We start from the raw sequence: 12,028 nt of genomic DNA on the forward strand, positions 1-12,028 counted from the left end.
CCGGGGGAGTCGCCCCTCCGGTTGCCGGAACCGGGCTCGGCGGCTGGTCATGCCCGTGGTGCGACCAGAGCACGTTCGAGGTGGTCGGTGAGCCGCGGCAACCAGTCGGACCGCGCGTTGCCGAGCAGGTGATCGCCGTGTGGGACGGTCACACAGGTGCCGTGCGGCGCGAGTTGGGCCAGCGGTTCGCCGTTCGTCACGCCGGGGATGACGTCCTGGCCTCCGTCCACCACCAGCAGCGGGCTCGTGATGCGCGGGGCCAGGGTGGTGAGGTCCACCTGGCGGGCGAACTCGCGGGCCGCGCCGAACCCGCCGGCGCGCCGGGACATGAGGTCTCTGACCGGCGGGGGCAGATCCTCCCAGTCGAGGCGGAAGGGGCCGCTGACGGTGGCGACCGCCGCCACGCGCGGCTCCAGCGCGGCCGCCCGCGCTGCGAAGTAGCCGCCCAGGCTGAGACCGACGAGCCCGACGCGTGCGCTGCCGAGTGCGTCGACGACTCGGCCCACGATCCGCTCGTAGTCCGCCCGCAGCACTGTCCCGGCGGCGAGGGCGCCCTGCCCGGGGCCGTCCATCGCGAACACCGCCAGCCCTCTCGCCAGCAGCGCGGACGCCAGGCCGAGGAACTCCTCCTTGGCCGAGTCGAGACCGGGAACGACGACCACGGTGCCGGGCGCGTCGGAGGGGCCGCGCAGCCAGCCGGTGAACCCCTCGCCGGTCACGCGCCGTGCTTCGGGTTCGAGAACGGTGAGTGCCCGGCTCAGGGCCAGGTCGGCCTCGGCGGCCGCACGGTCGGCTTCCGCGTACGGCGCGAGCGTGGCGAGGTGGAACCATCTGGCCGCCATCAGCAGATGCGTGCCCGCGGAGAGAGACGAGCCCGCCTCCTGCGCGCGCCGGAGGTGGGCGTGCCCGGTGCGCAGGAACGTCGGCCCCCAGTCGGTGACGGAGGTGAGGCCTTCGGTGACGCGACGGTATTCGTGGGGGTCGACGCCCGCGCCGGTGGCGCGCGTCCACTGGGCGGCGGCGAACTCGGAGGCCTGCACGGCGTTCATCGTTCTTCTCCTGTCAGCAGCACGGCCTTTCCGCGTATCCGGCGCTCGCGCAGGTCGACCAGGGTGTCGGCCGTCTGCGCCCAGTCGGCTGTCCGGCCGATCTCCGGGTGCAGCCGGTCTTTTTCCACCAGGTGTACGAGTGTCGCGAGGTCGGGAGCGTAGGGGCCGCCCGCGTAGTGGAAGTGCTGGATCGTGACGCGCTCGGGGCCGCTGAGGAGCGCGAAGAAGTCGAGGGTGACGGGGGCGCGGCCGGCCTGTCCGAACCAGACGAGCAGGCCGCCCGGCCGTACCTTGGCCAGGGCGGTCGGCAGGTGCGGGCCGCCTGTCGACTCCAGTACGACGTCGAAGGGCCCCTGGGCCGCGGCGACGTCGTGCACGAGGTGCGCGCCCAGTTCCGCGAGCCGTTCGCCGCGCTCCGGTGTGGCCGTCACCGCGGTCAGCCGGGCTCCGGCCCCCACGGCCAACTCCGTGACGTAGTGGCCGACGCCGCCCGAGGCGCCGGTCAGCAGCACCCGCGCACCGGCCAGGGAACCGGCCGCGCGCAGCAGCCGAAGCGCGGTGATCCCGGCCAGCGGCAGCGCTGCCGCCCGTGCGCTGTCGATGCCGTGGGGGAGTACCGCGAGCGAGTGCGTGGGCACGGTGGCGTACGCGGCCCACCCGCCCTGGGCCGGATGTCCGACCACGCGGGTGCCGGCTGCGGGCCCCGAGCCGTCGGCTGCGGCCCGCACGACGAGCCCCGCCACGTCCTTGCCTGGCAGCAGCCCGGGACGCGGGTGTTCGAGGAGGAAGGTCTCGCCTCTGTTCGGGGCGAACGCCTCGACCTTGATCATGGCTTCGCCGGGCTCCGGCACGGGCGGGGGAACCTCGGTGAACGCGACCGGGCGCGCGGGGTCTCCGGTGGGAATCAGTCTTCGCATGACGCCCATGCAACTGCCGCATCCGCTCCGCGATCCAACAGCGGACAAGCGCACCTGACAACCTTTGGTTGTCACCTATGGTGTCAGCCGTGGATCTCGACATGGCGCAGCTGCGTGCCTTCGTGTACGCCGCCGAGGAACTGCACTTCGGGCGGGCGGCCCGGACGCTCTCCCTCTCCCAGCAGGCGCTGTCCAAGAGGATCGCGCGGCTGGAGTCCCTGCTCGGCACCGAGCTGTTCCAGCGTGCCGGCAACGGCGTACGCCTCACCGGGACCGGACAGCGCTTTCTCCCACCGGCCCGGCAGGCACTGGCCGCGGCCGACGCCGCCGTCGAAGCGGCACTCGGCAAGGCCCGCCCGCTGCGCGTGGACGTATGGGGCCACCTCTACGCGCCGATGCGGACGCTGGCCCGGGTCGCGGGGCGGGCCGGAGAGCTGGTGCTGGGGCACGGGCGCGACCTGCCGTCGGTGACGGCGGCGCTGCTGCACGGTGACATCGACGCGGCCCTCGGCCGGGTCCACCCACCGCTGCGTGCCGGGCTGTCGCACCGCCTGGTCCGACTCGAACCGGTGGACGCGGTGGTGAGCACGGCTCACCCCCACGCGGGGGCACCGGAGCTGCGGCCCGAGCAGTTGCGCGGCAGCGTGCTGTGGGCGCCCGGCGCTCTGGACCGGCTCGACTTCCTCCGTCAGTTCGCCGACCGGTTCGACATCGCGGACAGGGCCGCCGGCGTCAACCTGGGCCTCACCCACTTCCTCGCCGAGGTGGCCGGCGACCCGCGGCGCTTCTCGCTGCTGCCCGCCGACGTGCCCCTCCCCGAGGTCCCCGGGCTGCGCTCCGTCCCGCTGGTCGACCCCACGCCGCTGTACGCCTGGTCGCTGCTGTGGCGCACCGGCAACCCGCATCCGGGCCTGCACGGCCTCACCACCGTCTGCGCCGCGGAAGCGCGACGCAGCCGATGGCTGGAGTACGACCCGGCTCGTGACTGGCTCCCCGAGCCGCCCCCGGCGCCGGAGTGAGAGCGTTCCGGCTCCGGGCTCCCCTCAAGCCCTTGACAGCTGCGGCCCCGCGGCGGTCGCCTGTGCCTCTGCGGCGCCCAGGCTCGGGCACGGCGCCGCAGGACGGACACGGGGAGAAGGTGGGCCATGCTGCGGGTGTACTTCACGTCCGAGGATCTGGCGCGGGTGCGGGTCGCCTCGGGGCCCGACTATCTGTGGGAGATCAGCAACAGCGTGCAGACGCTCCAACGTGCGGACGGCAGGCGGGAGTTCGGCGAATGGCGCCGCTGGGCGCGGCCCCGGCTGCCGGACAGCTGCCGCCTGCTGACGCCGCTCCTGCCGCCACAGGGCTGCTCTCCGGACTTCCTCACCCCCACCTACGGCGACCGAGAGTCACTCCAGGCGGCCGTGGACACCCTCGTCCGCACACCACGTCCGCGCCTGCGCGCCGACCTGACGAGAGTGGCGGCCACCCGGCGGCTCCCCGGGTGGACGGCCGCGCTGGCCGACGGCGACGGCGTCGCCCTCAAGCGGTTGGGGCAGGTGCTGGGTGCGTACCACCGGCAGGTGATGGCCCCCTTCTGGCAGCGCGTGCGCGCGCACATCGACGCCGACCGCGTCCTGCGGGTGCACGGTCTCCTCGACGGCGCCGTCGACGGGCTGCTGACAGGGCTCGGGCCCCGGTTCCGCTGGCGCCCGCCGGTCCTGGAGGCCGACTATCCCGTCGAGCACGACCTGTGGCTGAACGGCCGGGGTCTCCTCCTCCAGCCCTCCTTCTTCTGCTGGCCCACCCCCGTCACGCTCACGGACGGCGCGCTGCCGCCGGTCCTGGTGTACCCGATCGACCACGAGCGGGACTGGTCGCGTGCGCAGCCGGCCGGTCGCCCGGACACGGGCGCGGCCCTCGGCCAGCTCATCGGGCACACCCGAGCCGCCGTTCTGAGCGCGGCTCGCACCGGCGCTTCCACGGTGGAGTTGGCCCGACTGCTGGGGGTCACGCATCCGGCCGTGAGCCAGCACGTGAAGGTGTTGCGTGCGGCGGGCCTGGTCACGACGGCCCGCAGGGCGGGGCGGTCCCTCCACGTTGCGACCGCGGAAGGCCGCGCCCTGCTGCGCAGCGGTGAGTGCGGCGGGGGAGCGGCGTAAGCCTGGGCTTTCAGCCGTTGCGGCCGTCATATCCTCGCCACGACTCTGTTCGGGCTGCCGCACACCGAACCCCCCACCACGTCGTGTCCCGGCAGCACGCCCCGTACCCGGTTGTCCGCACACGAGACCTGTGCCGAGAACCGGGGAAGGGGCGGGGACGCGACGACCACCTCTCAAGGAGCTGGCGTTGAGCACCCATCTCACCCGCCCCGCCGTCCTGGCCGCCTCTCTCGTCGCCGCGGGCGCGCTGCTCGCCGTGCCGGGTACGGCCCAGGCGTCGTCCGCCCCCCACACCTCGACCCCGGGATCCGCCACGCAGACGTCCGCCCAAGGAAGCGGCGTGGGCCTGAAGAAGTTCCAGGAGCGGCACGGGCTGACCCCTACCGGCTCGGTTGACAGAGCCACCGCCAAGGCGCTCGGTCAGGCCTCCGACGCCGAGCTGCACCAGACCTTCGAAACCGCCGCCGACCTCGGCCCCGAGGAGCTGGCCAACGCGCGTACCGTCATCGGCGTCGGCAAGGGAGCGGGTATCCCGGAGCAGGGCCAGGTCATCGCCTTGATGACGGCCATGCAGGAGTCGAAGTTCGTCAACTACCTCACGCCCGTCGACCACGACTCCCTCGGCATCTTCCAGCAGCGCCCCAGCACCGGCTGGGGCACCCCGGAGCAGATCACCGACGTACCCACCTCGTCGAAGTCGTTCTACGGAGTGGCCGACTTCGGCACCAACCCCGGGCTGATCCAGATCGAGGGCTGGGAGACCATGCCGCCCGGCGACGTCTGCCAGGCGGTCCAGGTCTCGGCGTACCCCGACCGCTACGCGCAGTGGGAGCAGTTCGCGCGTGACCTGCTCGCGCAGGAGGGCCCCACGGTGCCGCCGATCCCCTGACGCGGACGTTCCCGAGCCCCCTGCGCCCACTCCCTCCTCCCGCGGGGAGTGGGCGCAGGGGGCTGCCGCGGCGGCTGAGCGGACCGGCCTCGTGCCCGCGCCGGGGAGTCGGCGCGCGGTCAGCCCGGAGGAGGGGACCAGCGCCCCCCAGACGACGGTCGGTCCGAAGGCCCGGCGGGCAAGAGCATGGGCGCCGTCCGGCCGTGGTGGTCCTCGGCCGGCTCCGTGGACGGGCGGCCGGTTCGGCGTCACCCCGCGCAGAGCCGGTCCAGCGCGGCCTGGGTCTCCTCGTCCGCGGCACGGCAGAGCATGAGCCGCTGGTCGCGGTCCTCGAGCGGTGTGAGCACTTCGAAGTGCACCGCGAGCGGACCGACGTCAGGGTGGAGCATCGCCTTGCTCCCGCGGCCGTTGACCTTCACATCCCGTTCGGCCCACAGCCGTGCGAACTCCTCGTCGTGGGCCAGGAACTCGGCGATGAGGTCGGTCAGCACCGTGTCGTCCGCGTGCGCGGCCCACGCGGCACGCAGATGGGCGACCCCCTCGCGCAGGACGCGTTCCCGGTCGAGATAGAACTCGCGTACCTGCGGATGCAGCAGACACAGCCACATCGCGTTGCGCCGCGGCGGCTCCAGACGGGAGAAATCGATCAGCAGCTTCGCCATCGCGCCGTTCCAGGCCAGGATGTCGAAGCGGTGGTTCGTCAGCATGGCAGGCAGCGGCGACAGGTCGTCGACCAGCCGTGCCAGCTGCGGTGCCGCCGTGGTGGCGGGCACACCGTCCTCGCGAGGCCGGTGCCGGGCGAGGTCGAAGAGGTAGGCGCGTTCGTCGGGGGCCAGGCGCAGCGCCCGGGCCAGCGCCTCCACCACGTCCGCCGAGGGCCGCAGCCCGCGGGCCTGTTCCAGCCGCACGACGTAGTCGATGCTGACCCCGGCCAGTTCGGCGACCTCTTCGCGGCGCAGCCCCGGGGTCCGCCGGGACTGCCGACGCGACGGGAGTCCGAAGTCGCGCGGGTCCGCACGTTCGCGTCGGGTACGCAGGAACGCGGCCAGCTCCCGCGTCGCCTCCTGGGTCAGGGTCGTCGTCATGCACGTACCAACAGTCAGGGTAGGAGCGGTGTTCCCAGGAACTTCCCTCCCTTACCCCCTGCTCTCCCCGGTCACAGGCTCGTGTGCGACACGGATCACGAGCACAGGAGGAGACGATGTCTCACACCCTCGACACCTACCGGCTGCTGGGCCGCTCGGGCCTGCGGGTCTCACCGCTCGCGCTGGGCGCGGCGACCTTCGGCACCGAGTGGGGGTGGGGCGCCGAGCAGGACGAGGCCCGCAAGCTGTTCGACCTCTACGTCGAGCGCGGCGGCAACTTCATCGACACCGCAGGCACCTACACCAACGGCACCTCCGAGCGCCTGCTGGGCCGATTCGCCCGCGACAGGCGAGAGAGCCTGGTGCTGGCGACGAAGTACACGACGCTGCGTCGCCCCGGCGACCCGAACTCCGGGGGGCCTCACCGCAAGAGCCTGTTCGCTTCGGTGGAAGCCAGCCTGCGACAGCTGAACACCGATTACCTCGATCTGCTCTACCTGCACGTGTGGGACTTCACGACACCGGTCGAGGAGATTCTGCGCGGCATGGACGATCTGGTGCGGCAGGGCAAGGTCCTGTACGTGGCGATCTCGAACGCCCCCGCCTGGCAGGTGTCGCGCATGCAGGCGATCGCCGATCTGCGCGGCTGGTCCCCGCTGGTCGCACTGGAGATCGAGTACAACCTGGTCGAACGTGCCGGGGAACGCGACCTGATCCCCATGGCGCGCGAGATGGGCCTGGGAGTGGTCCCGTATTCGCCCCTGGCAGGCGGGGTGCTCACCGGCAAGTACAGCCGTGCCGACCTGACCGCGACGCCCGCCGGCACCGGCGACGGCACCCGCAAGAGGTTCAACCTCGGCGTGGGCGCGGTCACCGCACGCACCCTCGAGATCGCCGAGGTGGTGAAGGAGGTCGCCACGGAGCTGGGCCGCACACCCGCCCAGGTCGGGCTGGCCTGGACCCTGCACAACCCGGGTGTGACGGCACCGGTCATCGGCGCCCGCACCCCCGCGCAGCTGGAGGACAACCTGGGCGCCCTTGAGGTCGACTTCACCGCCCGCCAACTCGCCCGCCTCGACGAGGCCGGCGCGATCCGGCTCGGCTACCCGCACGACCTGCTCGCCAGTGACAGGATGCGCGCGGAGACCCGGGGTGACCTGACGATCGAAGCCCGCCACTGACACCCGGCCGAACCCGGGGCGCACCGGGCCACACCCGAGGGCGCGCCCGGCCGCGATCGAGCGTGCACCCGGCCGGACCCGAGGGCGGCACCGCCGCCGCCCTCGGGGCAGCCCTCGACTTCCCTGTCGCGCTCACCGCGCCGAGAGCACCCCGTTGGCTGCCGACCGCCTCGCTGCCCGGGCCGTACCAGGTACGACAGCCGGTCACCGTACGGCGCCGCCCTTCCGAGACGTGCGCCCCGCGCGCCCCGAGCGGTCCTTCCCCCGGGCCACGGCCACCAGCTCGGCCGCAGGCCCCACCAGCCGCCGTCCCATCGGCCAGACCGCACGCAGCGCACGCGTGAGGTCCACCCCCGCCACGTCTATGCCGACCAGGCGCCCCTCGGCGACGTCTCCCCGCACGGCGAGCTCGCTCAGCACCGCGGGCCCCGTGCCGGCGATCACCGCGCCCCGGACGGCGGCCGTGGAGCCCAGCTCCAGCAGCGCGCGGGCGCGGCCGCACCCGGCCAGGTGCAGCGCGCGATCCAGCGTCTGGCGGGTACCTGACCCGCGTTCACGCAGCACCAGCGGCGTGGTGGACAGCTCCTGCGCGTCCGGCGGCTGCCGGCGGCGGGACCACGGATGGCCGGGGTCGACCACGACGACCAGCCGGTCCTCGGCGACCTGCCGCGTCGACATCACCTGCGACAGGTGCGGGCCCTCGACGAAGCCGACATCGGCCTCGCCCGACTCGACCAGACCGGGGACGTGCTCGCTGTTGGTGACCTGGAGCCCTATGTACAGCTCGGGTCTGCGGCTCCGCAGCTCGCTGATCCAGGCGGGCAGCAGGTACTCGGCGATCGTCAGGCTCGCCGCCACCCGCAGCTCGGCCTCCCGCCGGTTGCGCAGCGCGTCGGAACCGGTGAGCAGAGCCTCCACTTCGTCCAGGACGCGCCGGGCGTGACCCGCGACGATCTGGCCCGAGGCCGTGAGCCGCGAGCCCCGGCGGGTGCGGTCGACCAGCACCAGGCCGAGCGCCCGTTCCAGGGTGGACAGGCGGCGGCTGGCCGACGGCTGCGCGATCCGGAGCCGCTCGGCGGCCCGACCGAGACTGCCCAGGTCGGCGACGAGGACGAGCAGCCGCAGCGACTCCAGATCGGGGGTGCGGGAGGGCACCGGCGCGGTACCGGGCGTCGGGGCGGCGGGGGGCTCCGCCGGGTCGGCTGTCACAGCACCAGCGTATGACCGACTCATAGCGTTGCGCTATGAGCTGCTGTGCGATTGGGGGCTACAGCCGGTCCCTACCGGCCCGGAGAGTGTGGATCATGACTGACGACAGCGACGTCTCACCTCCCGCCCACGGCTCCCCGAGGCCGACCCCGTCCGGCTCGGCGACCGCTGCCGAGGACGCGGGCGCGCCCGCCCAGGCACAGGAGACGGCACCCACCTCCGCCAGGGGCATGGGCGCCGGGCTTCTCTCCCGCCTCCCAGGCCTCGCCCTCGCCGTCGCCATCGCGGCCGTGGCCACCGTGCTGGGCAGGCTGATGCCGGTGGTCGGCGGCCCGGTGAGCGGGATCGTGCTGGGGGTGCTGGTGGCGGTCGCGGTCCGGCCGAAGGCCGTGCTGCGACCGGGCATCGCGTTCGCCGGACGCGGCGTGCTGCAGACCGCGGTCGTGGTGCTGGGCGCACAGCTGTCGCTGGGCCAGATCCTGAAGGTGGGGCTGGGGTCACTTCCGGTGATGCTGGTGACCCTCGCGGCCTGCCTGGCAGCGGCGTACTGGCTCGGGCGGCGCCTGGGCATCGTCCGTGACCTGCGCACCCTGATCGGGGTCGGCACCGGGATCTGCGGCGCCTCGGCCATCGCGGCGGTGACCCCTGTCATCGGCGCGTTGGAGGCGGAGGTGGCCTACGCGGTCTCCACCATCTTCGTCTTCAACGTCGCCGCGGTCCTGACCTTCCCGTTCCTCGGTCACCTGCTGGACATGAGCCAGCACGCCTTCGGGCTCTTCGCCGGTACCGCGGTCAACGACATGTCCTCCGTGGTCGCCGCCGCCACCACTTACGGCGGTCCCGCCGCCGACTACGCCGTCGTCGTGAAGCTGGCCCGCACCCTGCTCATCATCCCCATCTGCCTGGGACTGGCCGCACTGGTGCGCCGCCGCGCGGCTGCCACAGCGAACTCCGCCGACGCGGACGGGACCGGGTCCCGGCGGATCCGCGTCGGCCGTCTCATCCCCTGGTTCCTGGTCGGCTTCATCGCCCTCGCCGCTGTCAACACGGCAGGGCTCGTGCCCCAGGCGGCGCACGAGCCGCTCAGCACACTCGCCGTCTTCCTGATCACCGTCGCGCTCTCCGCCATCGGGCTGTCCACCGAACCGGCCAAACTGCGGCGCGCCGGCCCCGCCCCGCTGCTGCTGGGCGGATTGTTGTGGCTGGTGGTGTCCGCGACCAGCCTGCTCCTGCAGTACCTGCTCGGTCACTTCTGAACGGCGGTCGGTCCGAGGCGGTGCACCGTGGTCGAACGGCACGCGGCAGGTGCACCTACCAGCCGGTCATGCTGGTGCGCTCCGCAACGGGAGCCACGCGTCTCCTCTTCGGAAGCTCCGCGGGCGCGCGCGTACCCGAGCGCCCGCGGAGGAAGGCTGTCGTCATGACAGAAGACAGTCGGAAAAGACGGTCAGGGTCGGGCGATGACGGAGGCTCCTCCGGAGGAGACGACTCCGACGGTGGCGGAGGAGAGTAGCTGAGAGGTGTCGCCGTCCCCGCGCGCCGTCGGTGCGCGGGAACGACGACGCGAGACCACGCGGTGACAGCGTCCGCCATCGACAGGGCCGCGGGGCGGCTTGGCGGACCACCGTGCACCGCCTCATCGCTCCGCCGCGGGCTGGAGCAGCTCGCCTCGTCCGAGGCCGCGGCCGAGGGGTGTGAGGGTGTGGATGACGCGGTTGTCGTGGCGCACGCTGACCACGAGCCCCGCCGCGCGGAGCACGGAGACGTGCTCACTCACCGATGACGGGGCGATACCGAGGCGGCGGGAGAGGTCGCTGCACGTCGAGGCCGTCTCGACGGCGGCCAGGACCCGGGCCCGCGTACGGCCTACCAGTGCCCCGAGAGCGCGGGGGTCCTCCGTGGCGAACAGGGGGGAGTGGTCCACGGGGTAGACCACGACCTGCGGCAGTGACGGATTTTCCAGCGCGACGGGCTTGCCCCAGCAGAACCGGGAGGGGATCAGGCACAGTCCTCGACCGTTCAGATGGACATCGCGGGACTCCGGATAGTCCATCTCCAGTACCGGTGGCTGCCAGCGCAGGTGCGGCCGCAGTGAAGACAGCAGCCCGTGGACGCCGCCGTCCCGAAGAGCCCGCGAGCGCACCGCGCGGTCGGCCTCCACCAGTTTGTCGGTACCTGCCCAGTCGGGGGCGACAAGTGTGCGGTGCACCGTGTGCACCGCCTGTGCCACCTGCCGGATACGGCCGCTGCGGCCTTCGGCGAGTTCCCGCACCCACATCGGTGCCCTGCGCCCGTCGAAGGCCTTGACCAGCTCTCGCCGCAGCCGCGCCCGCGGCGTGGCGCACAGCGCCTCGAGCCCGGCCTCCAGGCCGCGTTGCCCCTCTTGTGGTGTCAGGAAGTCGGGGAAGTAGCCCGTCCGGGGCGGTGCGAGCGCGTGCAGCAGCTGTACGGCGGAGGACAGGGCGTCCGCACGGCTCGCCAGCCGGCCCGCACGCTGCCGCCAGGCGGTGAACGTCATCGGGCCGCGAGCTGTCAGTTGGTGCCCGGCCAAGACGGTCTCCCACAGGGGATCGGACCCCACGGTCACTCGGGTCAGGGTTGTCTCGTCCACGTGTATGCGCAGCACATCTCCCCCTCGTATCCGCCACAGCCCCCCGGCTTGTGACGCGTGTGTCCGCCGGCGTGCGGCGGATCCCGGCGCTCCGCGTGCGCCGTAGCAGGCAACGCGCGACACCGGCCTCGCACGAGGGCCCAGGCCGGGTCGGAGCGGCCCCCGGGTGCGGTGCGGCGGTGAGCAACCCGGTGCTTCAGTGCGGAAGTTGCCACGAGGCGCCTCGTGGAGTGGTCGGCGCGGCCAGGTGATTCCCCCCTGCGAGAATCGCGATTCTCACCTAGGTTAGAGGGGACCGACCTTCTTCCGGGAGGAGAAAACAAGCCATGCGAGAAGACGGCTTCTCACACGTGGTCGACGTTGCCGATGAGTTGTTCTTCGAACATGGAGTCCGTGCGGTGACGATGGAGCGTGTCCGGGAAGTCTCCGGCGTGCCACTGCGGCAGCTCTACCGCATGTTCCGCTCCAAGGACGAGCTGTTGACGGCCTGCCTGAGGCAGCGGGACCGGACCGCCCGTGAGGCTCTCCACGCCTACGCGAGCCGGTACGCCGATCCGGGCGACAACGTACTCGCGGTCTTCGACTTCCTCGACGACTGGTTCCGTCTGCCGGGCTTCCACGGGTGCGTCTTCGCGGGCGCCTTCGGCGAGGTGGGGGGCGCGGCGCCCGAGGTGGTGGAGGTCGTCCAGCATCACAAGCGCAAGCTGCTGGAGCTGTTCACCGACCTGGCGAAACAGACGGACGTCGTCGACGCCGACGAGGTCGGGAAGCAACTGGCTGTGCTCTTCGACGGGGCCATGGCCATCGCGACCTTCACAGGGAACACGGAGGCCGCACGGCACGCCCGTCGGGCAGCGCAAGCCGTGCTCGAAGCAGCGCGCTGACAGCCCCCCGGGTTTCCACGGGCGGGGCGCAGCGGTGAGCCGGAGCGCAGCGGACAGAC

11 protein-coding genes are annotated in these 12,028 nt (G+C 72.8%); 6 read left to right on the plus strand and 5 right to left on the minus strand.

Annotated features, from left to right (window positions below; all coding sequences use genetic code 11):
• Positions 1-47 precede the first annotated feature (47 nt).
• Positions 48-1,040 (minus strand): alpha/beta hydrolase family protein, encoded by a 993-nt coding sequence (locus tag MMF93_RS32740; protein WP_242757884.1) that lies wholly within the window; start codon positions 1,038-1,040, stop codon positions 48-50.
• A 5-nt stretch (positions 1,041-1,045) separates the two neighbouring features.
• Positions 1,046-1,966 carry a zinc-binding dehydrogenase gene (locus MMF93_RS32745; protein ID WP_242756963.1) on the minus strand — a complete coding sequence of 307 codons (921 nt, stop codon included), beginning with the start codon at positions 1,964-1,966 and terminating at the stop codon, positions 1,046-1,048.
• 89 nt (positions 1,967-2,055) lie between these two features.
• Between MMF93_RS32745 and MMF93_RS32750 the strand changes: the two genes are divergently transcribed.
• The 3 genes from MMF93_RS32750 to MMF93_RS32760 all read left to right on the plus strand — a co-directional run bounded on the left by MMF93_RS32750 (position 2,056) and on the right by MMF93_RS32760 (position 4,999).
• Positions 2,056-2,985, plus strand: coding sequence for a LysR family transcriptional regulator (locus MMF93_RS32750; RefSeq protein WP_242756965.1), 930 nt, complete (start codon positions 2,056-2,058; stop codon positions 2,983-2,985).
• 126 nt (positions 2,986-3,111) lie between these two features.
• Entirely contained in the window at positions 3,112-4,110 is a 999-nt protein-coding gene (locus MMF93_RS32755) for an ArsR/SmtB family transcription factor (RefSeq protein ID WP_242756967.1), read from the plus strand.
• Between the two features lie 181 nt (positions 4,111-4,291).
• Positions 4,292-4,999: a peptidoglycan-binding protein gene (locus MMF93_RS32760; protein ID WP_423835650.1), complete on the plus strand. Its 708-nt coding sequence runs from the start codon at positions 4,292-4,294 to the stop codon at positions 4,997-4,999.
• 248 nt (positions 5,000-5,247) lie between these two features.
• Here MMF93_RS32760 and MMF93_RS32765 read toward each other — a convergent pair whose 3' ends face one another.
• Positions 5,248-6,084: a helix-turn-helix transcriptional regulator gene (locus MMF93_RS32765; RefSeq protein WP_242756971.1), complete on the minus strand. Its 837-nt coding sequence runs from the start codon at positions 6,082-6,084 to the stop codon at positions 5,248-5,250.
• Between the two features lie 116 nt (positions 6,085-6,200).
• On the opposite strand from MMF93_RS32765, the gene MMF93_RS32770 reads away from it, so the two are divergent.
• Complete coding sequence (locus MMF93_RS32770) at positions 6,201-7,265, plus strand: aldo/keto reductase (RefSeq protein ID WP_242756973.1); 1,065 nt, start codon at positions 6,201-6,203, stop codon at positions 7,263-7,265.
• Positions 7,266-7,469: 204 nt separating this feature from the next.
• Here MMF93_RS32770 and MMF93_RS32775 read toward each other — a convergent pair whose 3' ends face one another.
• Positions 7,470-8,498 (minus strand): LysR substrate-binding domain-containing protein, encoded by a 1,029-nt coding sequence (locus MMF93_RS32775; protein WP_423835565.1) that lies wholly within the window; start codon positions 8,496-8,498, stop codon positions 7,470-7,472.
• 71 nt (positions 8,499-8,569) lie between these two features.
• Between MMF93_RS32775 and MMF93_RS32780 the strand changes: the two genes are divergently transcribed.
• Positions 8,570-9,730: a YeiH family protein gene (locus tag MMF93_RS32780; protein ID WP_242756977.1), complete on the plus strand. Its 1,161-nt coding sequence runs from the start codon at positions 8,570-8,572 to the stop codon at positions 9,728-9,730.
• Positions 9,731-10,110: 380 nt separating this feature from the next.
• On the opposite strand, the gene MMF93_RS32785 is transcribed toward MMF93_RS32780, so the two are convergent.
• On the minus strand, positions 10,111-11,061 hold the full coding sequence (locus MMF93_RS32785; RefSeq protein ID WP_242756979.1) for an ArsR/SmtB family transcription factor: 951 nt from the start codon (positions 11,059-11,061) through the stop codon (positions 10,111-10,113).
• A 350-nt stretch (positions 11,062-11,411) separates the two neighbouring features.
• Between MMF93_RS32785 and MMF93_RS32790 the strand changes: the two genes are divergently transcribed.
• Positions 11,412-11,969 carry a TetR/AcrR family transcriptional regulator gene (locus MMF93_RS32790; protein WP_274709525.1) on the plus strand — a complete coding sequence of 186 codons (558 nt, stop codon included), beginning with the start codon at positions 11,412-11,414 and terminating at the stop codon, positions 11,967-11,969.
• Positions 11,970-12,028 lie beyond the last annotated feature (59 nt).

The organism is Streptomyces tubbatahanensis (genome assembly GCF_022699385.1).
Lineage (GTDB): Bacteria > Actinomycetota > Actinomycetes > Streptomycetales > Streptomycetaceae > Streptomyces > Streptomyces diacarni.

Bases quoted from the DNA above. Each gene is read 5' to 3' on its own strand.
- MMF93_RS32775 (WP_423835565.1), bottom strand. From the start codon at position 8,498: ATGAGTCGGTCATACGCTGGTGCTGTGACAGCCGACCCGGCGGAGCCC.
- MMF93_RS32765 (WP_242756971.1), bottom strand. From the start codon at position 6,084: ATGACGACGACCCTGACCCAGGAGGCGACGCGGGAGCTGGCCGCGTTC.
- MMF93_RS32780 (WP_242756977.1), top strand. From the start codon at position 8,570: ATGACTGACGACAGCGACGTCTCACCTCCCGCCCACGGCTCCCCGAGG.
- MMF93_RS32745 (WP_242756963.1), bottom strand. From the start codon at position 1,966: ATGCGAAGACTGATTCCCACCGGAGACCCCGCGCGCCCGGTCGCGTTC.
- MMF93_RS32755 (WP_242756967.1), top strand. From the start codon at position 3,112: ATGCTGCGGGTGTACTTCACGTCCGAGGATCTGGCGCGGGTGCGGGTC.
- MMF93_RS32790 (WP_274709525.1), top strand. From the start codon at position 11,412: ATGCGAGAAGACGGCTTCTCACACGTGGTCGACGTTGCCGATGAGTTG.
- MMF93_RS32770 (WP_242756973.1), top strand. From the start codon at position 6,201: ATGTCTCACACCCTCGACACCTACCGGCTGCTGGGCCGCTCGGGCCTG.